Origin of the sequence: Streptomyces bicolor (assembly GCF_000719285.1) — a bacterium.
GTDB classification, from domain to species: Bacteria; Actinomycetota; Actinomycetes; order Streptomycetales; family Streptomycetaceae; genus Streptomyces; species Streptomyces bicolor.
Window position 1 is genome coordinate 70,300 of record NZ_JOFS01000022.1, and the last position, 19,400, is coordinate 89,699.

Annotated in this window: 20 protein-coding genes and 1 pseudogene; 14 read left to right on the plus strand and 7 right to left on the minus strand. The window is 70.9% G+C overall.

Features of this window, described 5'->3' with window-relative positions:
- Nucleotides 1–64 precede the first annotated feature (64 nt).
- Nucleotides 65–1,075, minus strand: a complete 1,011-nt coding sequence (locus IF78_RS0127605; RefSeq protein WP_031485555.1) for a PHP domain-containing protein — start codon at nt 1,073–1,075, stop codon at nt 65–67.
- Nucleotides 1,076–1,246: 171 nt separating this feature from the next.
- Between IF78_RS0127605 and IF78_RS0127610 the strand changes: the two genes are divergently transcribed.
- Together IF78_RS0127610 and IF78_RS0127615 are read left to right on the plus strand one after the other, a co-directional pair.
- Entirely contained in the window at nt 1,247–2,263 is a 1,017-nt protein-coding gene (locus IF78_RS0127610; RefSeq protein WP_031485557.1) for a DNA topoisomerase IB, read from the plus strand.
- A gap of 61 nt (nt 2,264–2,324) precedes the next feature.
- On the plus strand, nt 2,325–2,561 hold the full coding sequence (locus IF78_RS0127615; RefSeq protein WP_031485559.1) for a hypothetical protein: 237 nt from the start codon (nt 2,325–2,327) through the stop codon (nt 2,559–2,561).
- A 31-nt stretch (nt 2,562–2,592) separates the two neighbouring features.
- Here IF78_RS0127615 and IF78_RS0127620 read toward each other — a convergent pair whose 3' ends face one another.
- Entirely contained in the window at nt 2,593–3,822 is a 1,230-nt protein-coding gene (locus IF78_RS0127620) for a ricin-type beta-trefoil lectin domain protein (protein WP_031485561.1), read from the minus strand.
- Between the two features lie 243 nt (nt 3,823–4,065).
- Between IF78_RS0127620 and IF78_RS0127625 the strand changes: the two genes are divergently transcribed.
- The gene (locus IF78_RS0127625; protein ID WP_031485563.1) at nt 4,066–4,842 is read left to right on the plus strand and encodes a sulfite exporter TauE/SafE family protein; all 777 of its coding nucleotides are present in this window, start codon (nt 4,066–4,068) and stop codon (nt 4,840–4,842) included.
- A 44-nt stretch (nt 4,843–4,886) separates the two neighbouring features.
- Here IF78_RS0127625 and IF78_RS47850 read toward each other — a convergent pair whose 3' ends face one another.
- Together IF78_RS47850 and IF78_RS0127635 are read right to left on the minus strand one after the other, a co-directional pair.
- On the minus strand, nt 4,887–5,339 hold the full coding sequence (locus IF78_RS47850; protein ID WP_051828230.1) for a VanZ family protein: 453 nt from the start codon (nt 5,337–5,339) through the stop codon (nt 4,887–4,889).
- 389 nt (nt 5,340–5,728) lie between these two features.
- Nucleotides 5,729–6,391 (minus strand): DUF4230 domain-containing protein, encoded by a 663-nt coding sequence (locus IF78_RS0127635; protein ID WP_031485566.1) that lies wholly within the window; start codon nt 6,389–6,391, stop codon nt 5,729–5,731.
- 144 nt (nt 6,392–6,535) lie between these two features.
- Here IF78_RS0127635 and IF78_RS0127640 point away from each other — a divergent pair, with 144 nt between their 5' ends.
- Together IF78_RS0127640 and IF78_RS0127645 are read left to right on the plus strand one after the other, a co-directional pair.
- Nucleotides 6,536–7,726, plus strand: coding sequence for a cytochrome P450 (locus tag IF78_RS0127640; RefSeq protein WP_031485568.1), 1,191 nt, complete (start codon nt 6,536–6,538; stop codon nt 7,724–7,726).
- Between the two features lie 101 nt (nt 7,727–7,827).
- A complete protein-coding gene (locus IF78_RS0127645; protein ID WP_031485570.1) occupies nt 7,828–8,781 on the plus strand; it encodes a ribose-phosphate diphosphokinase in 954 nt (317 codons plus the stop codon).
- A gap of 57 nt (nt 8,782–8,838) precedes the next feature.
- Here the strand turns inward: IF78_RS0127645 and IF78_RS0127650 are convergent, their stop codons facing one another.
- On the minus strand, nt 8,839–9,219 hold the full coding sequence (locus IF78_RS0127650; protein WP_031485572.1) for an anti-sigma factor antagonist: 381 nt from the start codon (nt 9,217–9,219) through the stop codon (nt 8,839–8,841).
- A 153-nt stretch (nt 9,220–9,372) separates the two neighbouring features.
- Nucleotides 9,373–9,810, minus strand: a complete 438-nt coding sequence (locus IF78_RS0127655; protein WP_031485574.1) for a MarR family winged helix-turn-helix transcriptional regulator — start codon at nt 9,808–9,810, stop codon at nt 9,373–9,375.
- Nucleotides 9,811–9,913: 103 nt separating this feature from the next.
- Here IF78_RS0127655 and IF78_RS0127660 point away from each other — a divergent pair, with 103 nt between their 5' ends.
- Nucleotides 9,914–11,365 carry an aldehyde dehydrogenase family protein gene (locus IF78_RS0127660; RefSeq protein WP_031485576.1) on the plus strand — a complete coding sequence of 484 codons (1,452 nt, stop codon included), beginning with the start codon at nt 9,914–9,916 and terminating at the stop codon, nt 11,363–11,365.
- Between the two features lie 25 nt (nt 11,366–11,390).
- Nucleotides 11,391–12,497, plus strand: a complete 1,107-nt coding sequence (locus IF78_RS0127665) for an NAD(P)-dependent alcohol dehydrogenase (protein ID WP_031485579.1) — start codon at nt 11,391–11,393, stop codon at nt 12,495–12,497.
- Between the two features lie 17 nt (nt 12,498–12,514).
- Here the strand turns inward: IF78_RS0127665 and IF78_RS0127670 are convergent, their stop codons facing one another.
- Nucleotides 12,515–13,465 (minus strand): NADP-dependent oxidoreductase, encoded by a 951-nt coding sequence (locus IF78_RS0127670; RefSeq protein WP_031485581.1) that lies wholly within the window; start codon nt 13,463–13,465, stop codon nt 12,515–12,517.
- Nucleotides 13,466–13,545: 80 nt separating this feature from the next.
- Between IF78_RS0127670 and IF78_RS0127675 the strand changes: the two genes are divergently transcribed.
- The 7 genes and pseudogenes from IF78_RS0127675 to IF78_RS0127705 all read left to right on the plus strand — a co-directional run bounded on the left by IF78_RS0127675 (nt 13,546) and on the right by IF78_RS0127705 (nt 19,342).
- Nucleotides 13,546–14,508, plus strand: a complete 963-nt coding sequence (locus IF78_RS0127675) for a GlxA family transcriptional regulator (RefSeq protein WP_031485583.1) — start codon at nt 13,546–13,548, stop codon at nt 14,506–14,508.
- A 50-nt stretch (nt 14,509–14,558) separates the two neighbouring features.
- Nucleotides 14,559–14,735 (plus strand): annotated as a pseudogene (locus IF78_RS48965) (hypothetical protein); the annotation flags it as partial.
- 273 nt (nt 14,736–15,008) lie between these two features.
- Entirely contained in the window at nt 15,009–16,733 is a 1,725-nt protein-coding gene (locus IF78_RS0127685; RefSeq protein WP_031485585.1) for a sensor histidine kinase, read from the plus strand.
- Nucleotides 16,734–16,736: 3 nt separating this feature from the next.
- A complete protein-coding gene (locus IF78_RS0127690) occupies nt 16,737–17,147 on the plus strand; it encodes a roadblock/LC7 domain-containing protein (RefSeq protein ID WP_031485587.1) in 411 nt (136 codons plus the stop codon).
- Nucleotides 17,144–17,515 carry a DUF742 domain-containing protein gene (locus IF78_RS0127695; protein WP_031485589.1) on the plus strand — a complete coding sequence of 124 codons (372 nt, stop codon included), beginning with the start codon at nt 17,144–17,146 and terminating at the stop codon, nt 17,513–17,515. The genes IF78_RS0127690 and IF78_RS0127695 overlap by 4 nt, the downstream gene beginning before the upstream one ends.
- Entirely contained in the window at nt 17,496–18,101 is a 606-nt protein-coding gene (locus IF78_RS0127700) for a GTP-binding protein (RefSeq protein WP_031485591.1), read from the plus strand. Before IF78_RS0127695 ends, IF78_RS0127700 begins: the two co-directional genes overlap by 20 nt.
- A complete protein-coding gene (locus tag IF78_RS0127705) occupies nt 18,098–19,342 on the plus strand; it encodes a cytochrome P450 (protein ID WP_031485593.1) in 1,245 nt (414 codons plus the stop codon). Before IF78_RS0127700 ends, IF78_RS0127705 begins: the two co-directional genes overlap by 4 nt.
- The last annotated feature ends 58 nt before the right edge of the window (nt 19,343–19,400 follow it).

The window sequence follows — 19,400 nt, forward strand, 5'->3', positions numbered from 1 at the left end:
ACTGGCGGGTGTTCCTGGGTTTGCCGCGATATGCGGTGATCTGCATCACGCCCCTCCCGAAGGCTCACTTCTCCCGAGTCCAGTCCAGCAACTGGTCCAACGGCCAGGTGGTGATCACCCGCTCGGCGGGCACCCCGCACTCCTGCGCCCGCGCACAGCCGTACCGCTGCCAGTCGAGCTGCCCGGGCGCGTGCGCGTCGGTGTCGATGGAGAACAGCACGCCCGCCGCCAGGGCCCGGCGCAGCAGTCGACGGGGAGGGTCCAGCCGCTCGGGCCGGCTGTTGATCTCCACCGCCGTACCGGACTCGGCGCACGCGGCGAACACCTCGTCCGCGTCGAACTCGGACTCCGGCCGGCCCCGCCCGGTGATCAGCCTGCCGGTGCAGTGGCCGAGGATGTCCGCGTGCGGGTCGCGTACGGCGGCGACCATCCGGCGGGTCATGGCAGCCGCTTCCATCCGCAGCTTGGAGTGCACGGACACCACCACGACGTCGAGCCGCTCCAGCAGCTCGGGCTCCTGGTCGAGCGTGCCGTCCTCGAGGATGTCGCACTCGATGCCGGTGAGCAGCCGGAACGGCGCCCACGTCGCGTTCAGCCCGGCCACCACCTCCAGCTGCTCGCGCAGCCGGTCGGGGGACAGACCGCGGGCGACGGTCAGCCGCGGCGAGTGGTCGGTGAGCACCGCCCACTCATGTCCCAGCTCGGCCGCCGTGCGGCCCATCTCCTCGATCGGGCTGCCGCCGTCCGACCAGTCGGAGTGCAGATGGCAGTCCCCGCGCAACCGCTCCCACAACTCCCGGCCGCTCTCGGGCGGCGCGACCGCGGGGCGGCCCTCCAAGTCCGTCAGATAGGCCGGCACCTGACCGGCCAGCGCCTCGCGCACCACCTGGGCAGTCTTCGGGCCGACACCCCGCAGTGACTCCAGCGTCCCGGCCTCCGCCCGCGCCCGCACCTCGTCCGCGGGCAGCCCGGCCAGCACCCGGGCGGCCGTGCGGAAGGCGCGTACGCGATACGTCGGCGCCAGGGACCGCTCCAGCAGGAAGGCGATCCGGTTCAGCGCGTCGACGGGATCCATCGCCACCTCCACCTCCAGGGTTCCCCGGTGCCGCCGCCCGCGCACAACGGCGGACGGTTTGGCGGTACACCCCCGGGGTACTACGGGCGTCGTCCCCGTCCGCGCCGGCGAAGAGGCCCGTGATGCCCTTCTTTCAGCACCGCACACCCGGGTGGCCGTGATGCGCCTGCCATGAGACTGCGCACCAGCTCCTGCGCGGGCCCGGGCTTCACCCGCGTCCGCTGCGGCCGCGGCTTCCGCTACCGGGACCTGGACGGCAGACCCCTCACCGACCCCGCTCACCTGGTCCGCATCCGTGCCCTGAGCATCCCACCCGCGTGGCGCGACGTATGGATCTGCCCCTGGCCCAACGGCCACCTCCAGGCCGTCGGCACCGACGACGCCGGACGCCGCCAGTACCTCTACCACGAGCAGTTCCGCACCCAACAGGAGCAGGCCAAGCACGAGCACGTGCGGCAGGTGGCGCGCACCCTGCCCGGGCTGCGCGCCAAGGTCGCTCTCGATCTCGCCGGGCGCGGCCTGAGCCGGGAGCGGGTCACGGCCTGTGCCGTCCGCCTGCTCGACCTGGGCTTCTTCCGGATCGGCAGTGACCGGCACACCCGGGAGAGCGAGACCTACGGCCTGACGACGATGCTGCGCGAGCACGTCACCTGCGGCCGCGACGAGATCACCTTCAGCTATCCGGCCAAGGGCGGCACCGAGGTCGTGCGGGCACTCGTCGACGCGCAGGCGCACTCCGTCGTACGCGCCCTGCTGCGCCGCCCGCGCGGCGGCGAGCGGCTGCTCGTGTACTGGGAGCGGGGAGCCTGGCGCGAGCTGCACGGCGACGACCTGAACGAAGCATTGCGCCGGCTGTCCGGAACCGAGATCACCGCCAAGGACTTCCGCACCTGGCATGCGACGGTCCTGGCCGCCGTCGCGCTCGCCGTCACCACCCGCGACGCCCGGGACACCCCCGCCGCCAGGCGCCGGCAGATGAGCCGGACGGTCCGCGAGGTCAGCCACTACCTGGGCAACACACCCGCCGTGTGCCGCGCCTCCTACATCGACCCCCGCGTCTTCGAGCTCTTCGAACAGGGCGAGACCGTCGCCGCCGCGCTCACCCGGCTCGGCGAGCACGGCGACTTCGGGCGCCCGGCCACCCAGGGGGCCGTCGAGGCGGCTGTTCTCGAACTGCTGCGGGTCTGACCGGAAGGACCGGTTTGACCTCAAGGGTCCGTTGACGCGGGTTGCGCTCTACGCTCTATGCATGACCGAAATCTCGAGCCCGCACATCTCTCACCCGCGGATCATGGTGCTCGGAGTTCAGCCCGGTACACCACCGTTCCGCATCATGGAGATCGACGGCATGGTCGTCGGTGAGGCGAAGACCGTCACCGACGTCCTGGAGTACGCCGCCGCCTTCGGTATCACGGTCCACGACCTGGACGACCCGGAAGTGGTCCGCTGGGTGGGCGGCGACAAGTTCACCTGGCATCTCCACTAGGCCCTGGGTCTGAACGGCCGGGCCGGTCGGCTCAGCCGACCGTCCATTTCTGGTTGGCCGCGCCCGTGCAGGTCCACAGCTGCAGCCGGGTGCCGTTGGCCGGGTTGTTGCCGGTCACGTCCAGGCACTTGTCGGCTTGAGGGTTGACGATGTCGCGCGCGGCGGTGACGGTCCATCTCTGGTTGGGGCCGCCGGTGCACTCCCACAGCTGGACCGTCGTGCCGTCCGCGGTGCCGTTGCCGGTGGCGTCCAGGCACTTGCCGAGCGCGCGCAGCGTGCCGTCCGAGGCCACGGTCCACTGCTGGGCGGCGGTGCCGTTGCAGTCGTAGAGCTGTACGGGCGTGCCGTTGGCGGAGCTCGCCCCGGCCACGTCCAGGCACTTTCCGGCCAGCCCGCGGACCGGGCCGCCGGTGGGGGAGTCGCCGGTCGTCACCGAGACGTGGTCCACGACCAGCTGCTGCGGGAAGACCGTCGAGCCGTCCGGGTCGCCGGGCCAGTAGCCGCCGACCGCGAGGTTCAGGATCAGGAAGAACGGCTTGTTGAACACCCACTGCCTGCCACCCAGGTCGGCGGGTGTGCGCCGCTGGTAGACGTTCCCGTCGACGGACCAGGTGATGGAGTCGGGCGCCCAGTCGACGGCGAAGGTGTGGAAGGCGTCCGCGAAGGCCTGCCCGTTCGGGAGGGAGTAGGCGGCGCCTATGCCGCCTGACCCGGAGTAGCCGGGGCCGTGGATGGTGCCGTGGACGGTCGAGGGTTCGAAGCCGACGTTCTCCATGATGTCGATCTCGCCCGAGTCCGGCCAGTTGACCGGCGTGCCCAGCATCCAGAACGCCGGCCACATGCCCTGCCCGCGCGGCACCTTGATCCGCGCCTCGACATGCCCGTACTGGGCATGGAACTTCCCGGCGGTGTTCAGCCGTGCCGAGGTGTACTGACATGTGCCGTACCAGCACTGGTAGTTGGCCGGATTCTCACGCCGGGCCGTGATCACCAGGTGGCCCTGGCCGTCCAGCGCCGCGTTCTTGTTGCCCGACGTGTAGTACTGCCGCTCGTGGTTGTTGACGTTGTCGCCGGTCTGGATCTGCCACTTCGACGAGTCGACCGCGGCGCCGGCGGGCCCGTCGAAGCTGTCGGAGAACGCCACCGCCGCGGCCGTGACGTCCGGCGCTTCCGCCTGCGCGGGGCCGATCGCGGCGGACGCGACCAGGACGGCGGACAGAGCGGCGAGCAGACACGTGCGGAGCAGGCGTGGGGAGGCCATCGTGCTCCCTTCCGTACGGCGGCCCGATGCCAGGGCGCCGGCCGAGGTGGGGGGTGAAGGTGTCGCCACTTGATTTAAGGAGTGAGATAAGCGGGCGTCAATACCTTGGTACAGACCAGAAGTTGGCGGGGGCGGGGGGAGCTGACCGCGGTTCCGGTCGTCGGGCACGGGGACCCGGGACCCTCCGTGCCGCCCGGCATGATTCGTCCGCCGCCGAAGTGTTCGGTTCCTAGGCTGCCCTCCATGAACGCCGCACACATCGGTGAGCTGCTCGCCGTCCTGGGCGCGGGCATCGCCGCCGGCGCGGTCAACGCCGTCGTCGGCTCGGGGACGCTGATCACGTTCCCGGTCCTGCTCGCGACCGGCCTGCCGCCCGTCACCGCCACGGTCTCCAACGCGCTCGGCCTGATCCCCGGTTCGATCAGCGGCGCCATCGGGTATCGCCGGGAGCTGAGCGGTCAGCGCCGGCGCATCCTGAAGTGGAGCGCCGGCGCCCTGCTCGGCGGACTCACCGGTGCCGCGCTGCTGCTCGCCCTGCCCGCCTCGGCGTTCGAACGCATCGTGCCGGCCCTGGTGGGGCTCGCCCTGGTACTGGTCGTCCTCCAGCCGCTGATCAGCAGGAGGCTGCGCACGCGCCGCGCGCGGAAGGGAAGATCCGCACACCCCGACGGCGGCCCCCTGCTGCTCACCGGACTGACCCTGGCCAGCGTCTACGGTGGCTACTTCTCGGCCGCCCAAGGCATCATCTACGTCGCCCTGATGGGCATGCTCCTCGACGACGACCTGCGACGCCTCACCGCCGTCAAGAACGTGCTCGTCGCCGTGGTCAACTCCGTGGCCGCACTGTTCTTCCTGGTCGTCGCGGACTTCGACTGGACGGCCGTCGCCCTCCTCGCGATCGGGTCCGCGGCCGGCGGCCATCTCGGAGCCACGACGGGCCGCCGGTTGCGCCCCGCTGTGCTGCGTGCCCTCATCGTGGTGGTCGGAACCGTGGCCATCGTCCAGTTGGTGCTGCACTAGGGGTCACAGGTCACAGGTCACGGGCCGGCGTCCGGATTCAGTCGTCAGGAACGACGCTCCTTGGCGTGCACCGCCCTGCTCAGTCGGCGCCCCAGCAGCAGGTAGCCGATCAGCGCTCCGGTGGTGTTGAGGATGACGTCGTCGATGTCGAAGGCGCGCCCCGTCACCAGCGCGCCCTGCGCGAACTCGACCAGAAGCATGACGGTCGCCGTCAGCAGCAGCACGCGCAGGACTCCGCGCGTCCGTGGCGCCAGGACGGGGACCAGGATGCCGAACGGCACGCCGAGCAGCAGATTCCCGCCGATCTGCCGGACGGCGTCCCGCAGTTCGGGCTGGTCCAGATAGGCCCGCAGGGAGCGGCCCGGACGCAGGTTGGTGTGGGTCAGGGCCTCCGACGCGGGTGAGGGCTCCAGGGTGAGCTTCGCCAGTACGACGGCGAAGGCGACCATGAGCGCGAAGGCGCACAGCACCGCCAGGAGGCGGGCCAGCAAGCGCAGGGGGTGCCGCTCGGACCGCGGGGCGCGAGGCGCCTTGCCGCCGGACCGTGGCTTGGTGCCGGGCCCGGGCTTGGTGCCGCGTTTGGACTTGACGCCGCGTTCGCGCTCGGACCTGACACGGCGCCAGGATTTCTTGATGCCGTCCGTGACCTTTGTCCCCCCTGCCGACTTGGCGGCGCCCGTGGCCTTGGCGGTGCCTGAGGCCTTGGTGGCGCCTGCGCTCCTGGAAGTGCCTGCGGTCTTGGAAGTGCCGGGGCGTAACGCGGCACGCGAACGTGGGGTTCCACGGGCCATGCGATCCTCCAGTCTTCAACTTCCCTTCGTAGTAGGGGGATTACCCCGGTACCGCGTCGAGATGCCCGCCGTGCCGCGCCCGGTCCGTCAGGGAGTCAGGCCCCGTACGTCACCTTCACCTCCTTGAAGCCGAGGGAGTGGAGCAGTCCCTCCAGCATGTCGGTGGTGTTGGACTCGGCACGTGCCGTCAGCCCGCTCTGCTCGGCCGCGTCGCCGATGTGCCGCACCGCCAGCTTCTGTACGGCCTGTTCGCCGTTCGGGTTGTCCGAGAAGAGGTCGCCGAGGCGGTCGAGGAGACCGCGCTCCTTGGAGACGGCGTAGGAGCGGTCGGGGTCCAGGGACGGTTTGCCGAGGGCGGCGTGCGGGAGGCGGAGCGTGGCGGACGTACGGTCGTCGTTGACCGTCACGTCGTCCTCGCCGACCTTCCCGAGGTCGACGTACGCGTCCACGGTGCCCGCGCCGACGTACAGCGTGCGTGTGCCGCGGATCGCGTCGGGCAGGAACTTGGCGTCCTTCTCCAGATCGACGACGATCTGGAAGTTGCCGGTGGCGGCGTCGTAGCGGCTCATGTCCTGGATGGACTGGAGCAGAGCCGGACCCGAGCGGTCGTTGGTCTCGGTGCCGAACAGGTCCTTGAGGCCGGGGATCACGCTCAGCCGGATCCCGGCGAACAGGACGACGAGCACCAGGATGAGCGCGCTCACCGCCTTGGCCCAGCCGGGCATGCTCTTGTTGATGCGCTTGATGGGGGTCGTCATGTCGACGTTCCTCCTTCCCTGTTCAACCAAGTACCCCCAAATCCCTTGCTGGACCTGTCCGTTGGCCGATTGCGGCCCCTGACTGGAGCGGGGACGGCGCACTAGCGTGGGGAACTGTCCGTACCGGCGCGTCTGGAGACCCGGATGAGCGCAGACAGCACGTCCCGGCCGCTTCGCCCCATGCACCGCATCAGCCTCCCCGAGCCCGGACCGCCCCGGCTCGGCACCCTCGCCACCGGCACCCCGGTGTGGATCGTGACCCGGTACGCCGAGGCCCGGCAGGTGCTCATGGACCCCCGGTTCGACCGGAGCTCGCTGCACTCCCCCGACGCCCCGCCCCTCCTGGTCGTACCGAACCTGCTGGACGCCCCCGACGGGCTCCTCAACCAGGACGGCGCCGCCCATCAGCGGCTGCGCGGCACGGTGCAGCGGGCTTTCACTCCCCGGGCGATCGCCCACTGGCGTCCCTGGGTCGCCTCCGTGGTCGAGGCGCTTCTCGACGACCTCGCCGAACAGAGCCGCCCCGCCGACATCGTCGAGGGGTTCACGCGTCCGCTGCCCGTCTCGGTGATCTGCCGTCTGATGGGGCTGGAGCACGTGGACCGCGACCGCATCCGGCACTGGGCCGACCACGCCCTGTCCGGCGGCGCCCACACGGCCGAGGAAGTCGCGCTGGCCATGCGGGAGTTCGGGGCGTTCGCCGGGGAACTGGTGGCCGAGCGGCGGGCGTCACCGGGTGACGACCTGGTGAGCGGGCTGGTCGTGGCGGGGGACGACCTCGGCATCGACGAGCGCCGGCTGGTCAGCCTGGTCTGCGGACTGGTCGTCGCCGGGCACGAGACCACCATGACGGCGCTCGGCAACGCCGTCGTCTATCTCCTCACCGACGGGCAGGCGGCCTGGAAGGGGCTCTCCGAGGACGGGGAGGCGGCGGCCACCGCGGCCGAGCAACTGCTGCGGACCGTACCGCTCAGCGAGGGCCGCGTCCTGCCGGGGCTGATCCGCCGTGCCGTCGAGGACACCGAGGTCGGTGGTGTGATGATCCCGGCGGGCAGTGTGGTCGCCGTCCAGACCAACTCCGCCGGCCGCGACCCGGAGGTCTTCCCGCCCGGCGAACCCGACCTCTTCGCCCCCCTGACCTCACCCAGCATCGCCTTCGGGGCGGGTCCGCACCACTGCCTCGGCGCCTGGCTGGCCCGGCTGGAGCTCGAACTCGGCCTGCACCGCCTCGCCGCCCGTTTCCCGGGCCTGCGCGCCGAGTTCACCCCCGAGACCATCGAATGGCGGGAGGGCCAGATGACGCGGAGCCCGCGCCGGTTGCCCGTGTCGTGGTGAGGCAATCGCCACATCCCGCGTCCACGCCCGAGCCGCAACGTTTCTTCCCAGGTCAGTAGCATGAGTCCGCCACCCCGGAAAGATCAGGCGAGGAGCGGATCGTGCGAGAGATCGCCGTGTTCAGCGGTAGTGCCCACCCCGAACTTGCGGCGGAGGTCTGCTCTCATCTGGGGGTGCCGCTCAGCCCCACCCGGGTCAGCCGGTTCGCCAACGACTGCCTGGAGGTGCAACTCCAGGCCAACTGCCGGGAGCGGGACGTCTTCCTGATCCAGCCGCTGGTCCGCCCGGTCCAGGAACACCTCGTCGAGCTGCTGCTGATGTGCGACGCCGCGCGCGGGGCGTCCGCCCGCCGGATCACCGTCGTCATGCCGCACTATTCCTACGCCCGTTCCGACAAGAAGGACGCGCCCCGCATCTCCCTCGGCGGCCGGCTCGTCGCCGACCTGATGGTGGCGGCCGGCGCGAGCCGTGTCCTCGCCATGACCCTGCACGCGCCCCAGGTGCACGGCTTCTTCACGGTGCCGGTCGACCACCTGCACGCGCTGCGCGAACTCGCCGCGCACTTCCGGCAGTACGACCTCTCCCGTACGACCGTCGTCTCGCCGGACCTCGGCAACGCCAAGGAGGCCGCCGCTTTCGCCCGGATGATCGGCGCCCAGGTGGCCGCCGGCGCAAAGCAGCGGTTCGCCGACGACCGGGTCAGCATCAGCTCGGTCATCGGTGACGTGACCGGGCGGGACGTCATCATCCTGGACGACGAGATCGCCAAGGGCAGCACGGTCCTGGAACTCCTCGACCGGCTGCGGGAGATGGGGCCGCGGTCGATCCGGGTCGCCTGTACGCACGGACTGTTCGCGTCCGGGGCGCTGAAGCGGATCGGCGAGCAGCCCGACGTCCTGGAGATCGTGTGCACCAACACCGTGCCGGTCCCGGCGGAGGAGCGCACCGAGAAGCTGCGGATCCTGTCCATCGGCCCCGCGCTCGCCGAGGCCGTGCGCCGCATTCACAACGGGGAGTCCGTCAGCGCCCTGTTCGACGCGCCGGGAACCGAATAGGCCGCAGGTGGCGAGGGCAAGAGGTTGTCCCGCAACTGTGAACTGGGCCTGGCGGCGTCATAACGTGCCGGACGCGGTCTCGGACTGGTCGAGGGCCGCGTCCGGCGTCGGATGCGGAGGGAGCAGCCGGGACAGGCCGGTGATCCTGAGGACGCGCAGGGTCAGCGGGTGGGTGCACACCAGGTGCAGCTGCCCGCCGTGGTCGAGCACCCGGCTGCGGGCGCGGTACAGCAGGCGCAGCCCGGAGCAGTCGAAGAACTCGACGCTCCTGAGATCGATCACGATCCGCGCATCGGGATGCGTCGTCACCCGGTCCAGGTACGGGGCCAGCTCCACCGCCGCCGCGATGTCGATCTCACCGCGGAACTCCAGCACCGTGTGGTCCCGGTGCCGGTGGACGCGCAGATGCCGGCTGAACGGCGCAGGTTCCTGCTGCACGACGACATCGCCTCCAACCTGCTCACCCGCGGCGGGCTGCCCAAATCCAGTCCCCGCACTGCAAGTTACCCTCGATTGAGCGAATCTGAGCATGTTCGATTGACATATGTCTTCGAATTGCGCCAGGGGATTCGAGATATGTGCGGGACACGGCTATGACAGCGCGTGCCAGGCCTTGGAGAGTGCCTGGCGGAACTGCTCGGTCTGATGGGCCGTGAGGTCGCGCACCATCCGCTCCTCCAGCTCCCGCACGGCCCCCTCGTGCCGCGCGAGCAGCTCGCGGCCCGTGTCGGTCAGCAGGATCAGCAGCTCCCTGCGGTTGCGCGGATTGCGCTCCCGGCGGACGAGTCCGCGGGTCTCCAGGCTGCGTACCAGGTCGGCGATCGACTGCGCCGTGACGAACGAGTCGCGGGCCAGCTGGGCGGCCGACAGTCCGTCGTGCCGCTGCAGCACGGTGAGTGCCGTGTACTGCAGCGCGGTGATCCCGGACGGCTTGACCAGTTCGTCCAGGTGGGAGCGCACGACGAGCTCCACCTGCTTCACCATGTAGAGAAGCGAGGGAGGTGCCTTGGTTACCTGGGTGTCGAGCATGAGTTCAGCGTAGAGCATTGACAGGAAACCTGTCTGTAATGAGACTGCGGACCAACAGGAATCCTGTTTGTTGAAATCTTGGCGATGAGGCTGAGGAGTGGCGATGACCACCTTCGAGATCGAACCCGGTCGGTTGTTCATCGGGGGCCAGTGGCGCGAGGCCGCCGACGGAGCGCGCACCGAGGTGGTCGACCCGTCCCGGGGCGCGGTCGTCACCACGGTCGCGGATGCCGGTGCCGCCGACGTGGACGCCGCCGTACGGGCCGCGCGGGACGCCTTCGACGACAGTGCATGGTCCGGGCTGAGCGGCCGTGAGCGTGGCCGGGTGCTGCACCGGGTCGCCGAGCTGATCCGGGAGAACGCCGACACCATCGCCGAGTTGGAGAGCCGCGACGTCGGCAAGCCGATCACGCTCGCCCACGCCGTGGACGTGACCAACGCGGCCAACGACTACGAGCACTTCGCCGCCCTCGCCCACGCCCTGGACGGCTCCGTCCGCGACACCTCCATGAACGCCCTCGCCTATGTCCGGCGCCGGCCGATCGGCGTGGTCGCGGCGATCACGCCGTACAACTTTCCCCTGATCCTGGCCGGCTCGAAGATCGCCCCGGCGCTGGCGGCCGGTAACACGGTGGTGCACAAGCCGGCCGAGGAGACCCCGCTCAGCGCGCTGTACATGGCCGACCTCTTCAAGCGGGCCGGCGTCCCGGACGGCGTGGTCAACGTCGTCACCGGCGGCCCCGCGGCCGGCGAGGCGCTGCTGCGGCACTCCGGCGTGGACAAGGTCGCCTTCACCGGCTCGACCGCGGTCGGCCGGAAGGTCGCGGGCATGGCCGGTGAGTCGCTCAAGCCCGTCACCATGGAGCTCGGCGGCAACGCGGCCCACATCGTCTTCCAGGACGCCGATCTGGAGAAGGCCGTCGGCGCGATCATCAAGGGGTTCGTCTTCAACACCGGGCAGTTCTGCATGGGCGGCCCACGGCTGCTGGTGGCCCGGCCGGTCTACAGCACCCTGCTCGGCATCCTCGCCGACGCCGTGCCCGGCGTGCCGCTCGGTGACCCGCGCAAGTCCGAGACCGTCGTCGGACCGATGGCGGGGGAGCGGCATCTGCGCAAGGTCGAGGAGTACGTCGACCTGGCCCGCAAGGAGGGCGGCCGCATCGTCTGCGGCGGTGAGCGGCTCGACCTCGACGGCGGCTACTACTACAAGCCCACCGTGATCGCCGACCTGCCGAACGACTCCCGCGTGATCCAGGAGGAGATCTTCGGCCCGGTTCTCACCGTGCAGCCCTTCGACTCCGAGGACGAGGCCGTCGAGTTCGCCAACTCCACGCCGTACGGCCTGGCCTCGGGCGTCCAGACCGGCAACCTGGCCCGCGCCCACCGCGTCGCCGACCGGCTGCAGGCCGGCATCGTCTGGGTCAACGACTGGGCGATGCTCGACCCGGCGGTCCCCTTCGGCGGCGTCAAGGACTCCGGCTTCGGCCGCGAGTACGGGCCCGAGGCCCTCGACGCCTACACCACCACCAAGTCCGTCGTCGTCTCGCTCGACTGAGCGCACCGCCAAGGAGATCCGTTCGATGACCATCCCCACCCGTGCCGCCGTCGTCGAGTCCGGCGGAGCACCCTTCACCCTCTCCGATGTGCAGCTCGACGAGCCCGGACCGCACGAGGCCGTCGTCCGCATGGTCGCGACCGGCCTGTGTCACACGGACCTCGGCGTGGCGAGTGGTGGACTGCCCTTCCCGCTCCCCGGCGTCCTCGGCCATGAGGGCGCGGGCGTCGTCGAGGCCGTCGGCCCGTCCGTGACCGGCGTCGCGCCGGGCGATCACGTCGTGCTGTCCTTCACCTCGTGCGGCGACTGCCGCAACTGCCGGGGCGGGCACCCCGCGTACTGCGCGACCTGGCTGCCGCTGAACCTCATCGGCGGGCGCCGGGCCGACGGCAGCAGCACCATCAGCCGGGACGGCGAGCCGCTCGGCGGCCACTTCTTCGGGCAGTCCTCCTTCGCCGAGCGGGCGCTGGTGGACGAGCGCAGCCTGGTGAAGGTCGACCCGGAGGTACCGCTGGCCTCGATCGCCCCGCTGGGCTGCGGCGTGCAGACCGGAGTCGGCGCCGTCTGGAACGTCCTGAAGCCGGTCACCGGCAGCACGGTCGTCGTCCTCGGCGCCGGAGCCGTCGGCCTGTCCGCCGTCATGGCCGCCGCGCTCACCCCCGCCACCAACATCGTCGCCGTCGACCGCGTCGGCGAACGCCTGTCGCTGGCAACGGAGTTGGGCGCCACCCACACCGTCAACGCCGCCGAGGCGGACCTCGGCGAGGCGCTCGCCGGGATCACCGGCGGCCAGGGCGCGGACGGCGTCGTGGAGACCACCGGCAACGTCGGCGTCCTGCGCCAGGGCGTCGACGCGCTCGCCGCCCGCGGCACCCTGGTCGTCGTCGGCGCCCCGCCGTTCGGCACCGAAGTCGCCCTGGACGTCAACGGGCTGCTCGGCGGCAAGCAGGTCGTCGGCCTCACCCTCGGCGACGCCGAGACCCAGACGTTCATCCCCGCCCTGGTCCGGCTGGTGAAGGAGGGGCGGCTGCCCCTGCACCGCCTGATCAGCACCTATCCGTTCGCGGACATCGACCAGGCGGTACGGGACATGGGCGCGGGCAAGGCGATCAAACCCGTGCTGACGTTCTGAGCCGCCCGACTCCCGACTCAGTCGACCGTCAGGACCAGCTTCCCCGTCGTCCGGCCGGTGTCGCCCAGCGCATGCGCCTCGGCGGCATCGGCCAGCGGGAACGTCCCCGCGATCTCGGCGCGCAAGGCGCCCTTCTCGACCAGGTCCGCGATCGCCCGCAGATCGGCGCGGTCGGCGTCCACGAGCATCCGCACGGCCCGTACGCCGAGCCGCTCCGCCTCCTCGTAGAACTCCTCCGACCCGACCGGCAGGATCGAGGCGACGAGGCCGCCGGGGCGCAGCACCCTCAGCGAGCGCACGGACGTCTCGCCACCCAGGGTGTCCAGCACCACGTCCACGTCCTTGACGGCCTCGGCGAAGTCCGTCTCCCGGTAGTCGATCAGCTCGTCGGCGCCCAGGCCGCGCAAGAACTCGTGCTTGCCCGCGCTCGCCGTGCCGATCACATACGCGCCCCGCGCCTTGGCGATCTGCACGGCCACGTGCCCGACCCCGCCGGCCGCCGCGTGGACCAGCACCCGCTGCCCCGGCTGCAGGTCGGCGTACTCCACGAGGGCCTGCCAGGCGGTGAGTGAGACCAGCGGCAGCGCGCCGGCCTGCGTGTGGTCGATCGAGGCCGGCTTGTGCGCGAAGACGCGGGCCGGTGCGGTGACGTACTCGGCGTGCGAGCCGTGGCCGAAGGGGTAGGACAGCATCCCGAAGACCTCGTCGCCGGGCTTGAACCGGGCGACGCCGATGCCGACCGCCTCGACGACGCCGGAGACGTCCCAGCCCAGGACGAAGGGCGGCTCGCCCAGGAAGCCGCCGGTAGCGCGGTGCTTCCAGTCGGTCGGGTTGACCCCGGCGGCGCGGACGCGCACCAGTACCTCATTCGGGCGCGGGGCCGGGCGCTCCAGTTCTGCTTCCTTGAGGACCTCGGGGCCGCCGAGGACGTCCTGGCTGATGGCTCGCATCGTGTTCACAGTGCTCATGGTGAACCAGCCTGCCGGGAGCCGCCGCGCAGGAAAATGGCATGATTGCCAACCTTCGATAGAATCGTGCCATGCGCGCTATGCGAGGTGATCGGCAGGTGGAACGGGTCGTGGTGCTGGCCCTGGACGGCGTCTACCCCTTCGAGCTGGGCATCCCCAGCCGGATCTTCGGCGCGGCCGACGGTCGGTACGAGGTGCTGACGTGCAGCGTCGACGGCCAACCGGTGCGCAGCAACGCCGACTTCACCATCGGTGTCCAGCACGGGCCGGAGATACTCTCCACGGCCGACACCGTGGTGGTCGCCTCCATGGCCGTCCCCTACATCCCCACGGAGCTGTCCGCCGAGGTCGCCGCGGCGCTCGCGCTGATCCGCCCGGACGCACGCATCGTGTCGATCTGCACCGCCGCCTTCGTCCTCGCCGCGGCCGGCCTCCTCGACGGCCGCCGGGCCACCACGCACTGGCAGGTGACCGAACCGTTCCGGCGCCGGTACCCGCACGTCGACCTGGATCCGGATGTCCTGTTCGTCCACGACGGCCGGATCCTCACCTCGGCCGGCGCCGCCTCCGGTGTCGACGTCTGTCTGCACATCGTCCGCGTCGACCACGGCCACGAGCTGGCCAACGCGGTGGCCCGGCGCTGCGTCGTCCCCCCGTTCCGGGACGGAGGCCAGGCCCAGTACATCGAGCAGCCGGTGCCGGAGAGCGGAGCCGCGAGCACCGCCGCCACCCGCGCCTGGGCCCTGGAGCACCTCGACGAGCCCCTCACGCTGGCCGACCTCGCCGCCCACGCCCGGATGAGCCTGCGCACCTTCGCCCGCCGCTTCAACGACGAGGTCGGCCTCAGCCCCGGCCGCTGGCTGATCCAGCAGCGCGTCGCCCGCGCCCGGCATCTGCTGGAGTCCAGCGACCTGTCGGTCGACCAGATCGCCGGCCAGGTCGGCTTCGCCACGGGCGCCTCCCTGCGCCAGCACCTGCACGCGGCGATCGGGGTGTCCCCGCAGGCGTACCGGCGTACATTCCAGGCGGCTGCCGCGCGGTAGGAACGTTCCGGGTCATCGAGCACGAGGAGGGCGGCCGGGACCTGTTCTGCATGCTGAACGCCGTGTACGACGGCGACGTACCCATGCCCGATGGCGCGCGCGACACCGGATACCGGCTCGGCGACCGGCGGTTGTGGCTGACCGACGACAAGTCGACGGCGTACGTCCGTACTCCCGACGGTGTCGAGGCCTGGCCCCGGGTGAAGGACGGCGTGGGCTGCAAGTGAGCCCTTCCGGCCACGTCGATTTCTCCGAATGTGCAGGTCAGTAAGGGGATTTGTCGATGTACGTGCCCCTGGCGGAGAGTGATGGAACCCTCACTTCCGTCAACCTGCGCGGTTGATCCTTTGGCATTCAAACCCGATAGGCTCCCGATCGGCGCTGCGAGTTGACTCGGTCGGGACTTGCTCCCGATCGGTCGTCTCGCGGTGCGTACTCATGAGTGCGATCGCCTTGCACACCCCCCCTTGATCGATCGTTGCCTCGCTCGAAGGATGCAGATGGAACTCGCCACTCCGCCGTCGGCGGCGCGGCCCCCCGTCGCCTGGTACAGCTGGTGGCTGATGCCCCTGGCTTTAGGAGGTGGGACGGTTGCCGCCACGTTCATGAGCTCGGAGCGAATAACCGCCGGCGTCGCAGGTGTCGCGGCGACCGCGGCCGGCGCCGTATGTGTACGCCTCCTGCTGCGTACCCGGGCACAGCTGACCAGGTCCGAGGGCGAGTTCCGCACCTCGCAGGCCGAGCACTCGCAGCAGTGGCAGCAGCATGTGGCCGGTCTGGAACGGAAGTTCAGTGCCGAGCGCACCGCTCTGGAGAGCCGCCTCGCCGAGCAGTCCGGTGCCTACGAGGCCCAACTGGCCGAGCACGCGCGGGCGTACGAGGAGCGGCTCGCGGAGCAGAGCGCCTCCTACGAGGAGCGGATCGCCGCCCAGGCCCAGTCCTACGAGGCCCAGCTCGCCGACCAGGCCGAGGTGTGGCAGGAGCAGCTGGCCCACCAGCTGGCCGCCGTCACCCGACTCGCCGACGAGCAGTTGCCCGAGGCGATGCGCCGACTGCGCGAGGGTGACGCGATCGACGACGTCCTGCCGACCGTCAACCAGTGCGCGAAGGTCAGCGCCGAACTCCAGGCGAGCCTGCGCAAGGCCCTGCGGACCTCCCTGATCGGCGTGGAGGAGGAGTTCAACCGCTCGACCTCAGCCGAGCAGGCCGTGATCAGCATCGGCAACCGCATCCACGTGCTCACCAGCAAGCTCCGTGGCCGACTGCACGAGATGCAGGGCGAACACGGCAGGCTGCCGGCCGTCGCCCGGGGCCTGATGGAGCTCGACCAGGCGATCGGCCCCGCCGACTGTCTCGCCGCCAGCATCAGCGTGCTCGGCGGCTCGGACCGGCCCGGCCGGCAGTGGCAGGAACCGCAGCGCCTGCTCAGCGTGGTCCGCGGCGGCATCGGCCGGATCAAGGACTTCCACCGGATCGACGTACGCCACCTGCCCGAACTCGGCGTCGACGGCGGCCTCGTGGACCACCTCACGCTGATCTTCGCCCACCTGCTGGACAACGCGGCCCGCTACTCGCCGCCCACCGAGCCGGTGGTCGTCTCCGGCAAGGAGGTCCCCAACGGCGTCGGCATCGAGATCCAGGACTCCGGCAAGGGCCTGAGCGAGGAGAAGAAGCGCGAGGCCGAGCACGCCCTCACCGGCACCGCGCCCGGCGCGGGCCTCGGCGGCATCTCGGAGGACGCCAACATCGGCCTGCGCGTCGTCGGCATCCTCGCCCGCCGCTACGGCATCCGCGTCACCTTCGCGGACTCGCCCTGGCTCGGCACCTCGGTGGTCGTCGTGGTCCCGCACAAGTACTTCAGCCCGCTGCCCGCGGCCACCGCCACCCCGGCGGCGCCCGCCCCGACGGCACAGGCCGCCGCGACCGCCCCGGCCCGCGAGCAGCACGTGGCGGAAGCGGCCCCGGCCGACACCGCCGATGCCGTGGACACCACACCAGGTGGCCTGCCCCGGCGCCGCAGCAAGCGGCACGAGGCGGCACGCCACGAGCCGGCCGAGCGCCCGGAGCGGAGCGAGGACACGACCACCGTCGTCGCCGTTCCGCCCGACGCGTCCTTCGCCGGCCTGGCCGCCTTCGCCACCGCGGGCCGCGAGCCCGGCGAGGAAGGCGCGACGGCCGACGGCCGCGAGTCCACCGAGCAGCACCGCACCGAAGAGAGCGACTAGTCGATGACGCAACAGGGAACCGACGTGAGCTGGGCGCTCCGGGATCTGGTGGAGAGCATCCAGGAGATCAACTTCGCCCTCGTGGCCTCCAGCGACGGCAAGGCCATCACCTCCTACGGTGCCGAGGACCCCGACGACGTGGACCGATTCGCGGCCGTGGTGGCCGGACTGCAGGCGCTGGCCCAGCCGGTCGCCGAGCAGTTCCCCAAGTACGCGGGGCAGCTCCGGCTGGCGATGATCGAGGTCGACGGCGGCCATCTGTTCGTCGTACGGGCGGGCGTGGAGACCTATCTCGGCGTCCTCGCCCGGGAAGGCCTCGACCAGGGGCTGCTCGGCCATCAGATGAGGGACCTGGCACGCAGGATGGGCGAGTTGCTCGGCACCACTCCGCGCCTGGAGGAGCACTCTGGATGAGTGCTCCCCGCCGGCCCACGAATCCGTCCGGTCTCGAGCGCTACTACGTTCTGACGAAGGGGCGTAGCGGACCGGGCGGTTCGGCGTCGAGTCTCGACGTGGCGACCCTCATCGTCTCCCGCACCGCCCCCGCACCGGGCTTTCAGCACGAGCACGAGGAGATCCTACGGCGCTGCCGCGATCCGCTGTCGGCGGCCGAACTCGGCGCCCACCTCGGATTGCCCTTCAACATTCTCGCGGTGCTGCTGACGGATCTGCTGGAGGCAGGCCACGTCGAAGCCCGTGATCCCATCCCGGCGCACGGCGCCGGCAGCGGGCCCGACCTCGCGCTCCTTGAGGAGGTACTCAGTGGACTTCAAAGGCTTTGACCGTCCCGGCGGGCCGGGTGGCGGGGGCACCCGCTCGGTGAAGGTGATGATCGCCGGTGGCTTCGGCACGGGGAAGACCACCATGGTCCGCTCGGTGAGCGACATCAAGCCGCTCACCACCGAGGAGACCCTCACCGAGGCCAGCGCCGACGTCGACCGGCTCATCGGCGTCGCCGACAAGACGGAGACCACCGTAAGCCTGGACTTCGGCAAGATCAGCCTCAACGACACCCTGATGCTCTACCTGTTCGGCACGCCCGGCCAGGAGCGCTTCTGGTTCCTGTGGAACGGCCTGTTCAAAGGGGCGCTCGGCGCGGTCGTCCTGGTGGACACCCGCCGGCTCGCCTCCAGCTTCCGGGCCATCGAGGAGATGGAACGGCAGAACGTCCCGTTCGTCGTCGCGCTGAACGTCTTCCCCGACTCCAAGGAGTACCCGCTCGAGGAGGTCCGGGACGCCCTCGACATCTCCCCGCACACGCCGATCGTGGCCTGCGACGCCCGTGACCGGGCTTCCAGCCGTGACGTCCTCGTCGCCCTGATACGGCACCTGAAGGAACGCTCCGCCGTCCCACTGGAGTCCCGATGAACGCCCAGCCCTTAAACGATCCCGATACGCCCCGCGGTTGCCCCTTCGGCCATGACACCGAGCTAACCCGGCTGTACGGGCCGGAGGCGGCGACCGACCCGCGCGGCATCTACGAGCGGCTGCGCAAGGAGCACGGCTCCGTGGCTCCGGTGCTGCTGGAGGGCGACATCCCCGCCTGGCTGGTACTGGGCTACCGGGACAGCCGGCGAGTCCTCGACAATCCCCTGCACTTCCCCCGGGACGCGCGGATCTGGCGGGACTGGCGGGAGGGCCGGATCGCGGACAACTCTCCGCTGGTTCCGATGCTCGCCTGGCGCCCCGACTGTGTGTCCCAGGACGGCGAGGCTCACCGCCGACTGCGCGGTGCCGTCAGCGACGGGCTGCAGTCCGCCGCCGGCCGCGGTGTCCGGCGCCACGCCACGCACTTCGCCAACAAGCAGATCGACGCGTTCGCGGACTTGGGCCGCGCGGATCTGGTGGCGGACTACGCCGACTATCTGCCGATGCTCGTGATCGCCCGCGTTCTGGGGCTTGCCGAGTCGGAGGGGCGTCGCCTGGTCGAGTCCTGCGCCCAGGTGATGAAGGGCGGCGAGGACGCCGTCATGCACGACGGCGTGATCAGGGAGATCTTCGGTGAACTCGCCGAGCGCAGGCGGTCCGAACCCGGCTCCGACCTCGCCACCGGTCTGCTGGAGCATCACGCGGGGCTCGACCACGACGAGGTCGTGGCCCACCTGCGCGCGGTGCTGATCGCCGCGCACGTCACGACCAACTTGCTGGCCCGGGTGCTGGAGCTGGTCCTGACCGACGTCTCCCGGCTCTCCGGGCTGATCAGCGGTCAGCTGGACATCTCGGCGGTGGTGGAGGAGGCCATGTGGAACTCTCCGCCGCTGGCCGTCCTGCCGGGGCGCTTCGCCGCCAGCGACGTCGAACTGGGCGGGCACCGCATCGAGGAGGGCGACCTGCTCGTGCTCGGTCTCGCCCCGGGCAACCTGGACCCCGAGATCCGGCCCGATTCGGGTGTCTCGGTGCAGGGCAACCAGGCGCACCTGGCGTTCGGCGCGGGCCCGCACGAGTGCCCCGGGCAGAACATCGGGATGTCCATCATCGAGATCGCGGTGGACGTACTGCTGCACCGTCTGCCCGGCCTGCGTCTGGCCGTGCCGCCGGAGGAGCTCACCTCGACCGCGTCCACATGGATGTCCCTGCTGGACAGGCTGCCGGTCGAGTTCGAGGTGTAGGCCCTGAAGACGCCGCTGCCCGGCCGGGCAGCGGCGTCAGCTCACACGGAGCAGGATT

Excerpts from the sequence above, each read along its gene's own strand:
- IF78_RS0127605 (WP_031485555.1), bottom strand. The coding sequence starts at position 1,075 with ATGGATCCCGTCGACGCGCTGAACCGGATCGCCTTCCTGCTGGAGCGG.
- IF78_RS0127610 (WP_031485557.1), top strand. The coding sequence starts at position 1,247 with ATGAGACTGCGCACCAGCTCCTGCGCGGGCCCGGGCTTCACCCGCGTC.
- IF78_RS0127615 (WP_031485559.1), top strand. The coding sequence starts at position 2,325 with ATGACCGAAATCTCGAGCCCGCACATCTCTCACCCGCGGATCATGGTG.
- IF78_RS0127620 (WP_031485561.1), bottom strand. The coding sequence starts at position 3,822 with ATGGCCTCCCCACGCCTGCTCCGCACGTGTCTGCTCGCCGCTCTGTCC.
- IF78_RS0127625 (WP_031485563.1), top strand. The coding sequence starts at position 4,066 with ATGAACGCCGCACACATCGGTGAGCTGCTCGCCGTCCTGGGCGCGGGC.
- IF78_RS0127635 (WP_031485566.1), bottom strand. The coding sequence starts at position 6,391 with ATGACGACCCCCATCAAGCGCATCAACAAGAGCATGCCCGGCTGGGCC.
- IF78_RS0127640 (WP_031485568.1), top strand. The coding sequence starts at position 6,536 with ATGAGCGCAGACAGCACGTCCCGGCCGCTTCGCCCCATGCACCGCATC.
- IF78_RS0127655 (WP_031485574.1), bottom strand. The coding sequence starts at position 9,810 with ATGCTCGACACCCAGGTAACCAAGGCACCTCCCTCGCTTCTCTACATG.
- IF78_RS0127660 (WP_031485576.1), top strand. The coding sequence starts at position 9,914 with ATGACCACCTTCGAGATCGAACCCGGTCGGTTGTTCATCGGGGGCCAG.
- IF78_RS0127665 (WP_031485579.1), top strand. The coding sequence starts at position 11,391 with ATGACCATCCCCACCCGTGCCGCCGTCGTCGAGTCCGGCGGAGCACCC.
- IF78_RS0127670 (WP_031485581.1), bottom strand. The coding sequence starts at position 13,465 with ATGAGCACTGTGAACACGATGCGAGCCATCAGCCAGGACGTCCTCGGC.
- IF78_RS0127675 (WP_031485583.1), top strand. The coding sequence starts at position 13,546 with ATGCGAGGTGATCGGCAGGTGGAACGGGTCGTGGTGCTGGCCCTGGAC.
- IF78_RS0127685 (WP_031485585.1), top strand. The coding sequence starts at position 15,009 with ATGGAACTCGCCACTCCGCCGTCGGCGGCGCGGCCCCCCGTCGCCTGG.
- IF78_RS0127690 (WP_031485587.1), top strand. The coding sequence starts at position 16,737 with ATGACGCAACAGGGAACCGACGTGAGCTGGGCGCTCCGGGATCTGGTG.
- IF78_RS0127695 (WP_031485589.1), top strand. The coding sequence starts at position 17,144 with ATGAGTGCTCCCCGCCGGCCCACGAATCCGTCCGGTCTCGAGCGCTAC.
- IF78_RS0127705 (WP_031485593.1), top strand. The coding sequence starts at position 18,098 with ATGAACGCCCAGCCCTTAAACGATCCCGATACGCCCCGCGGTTGCCCC.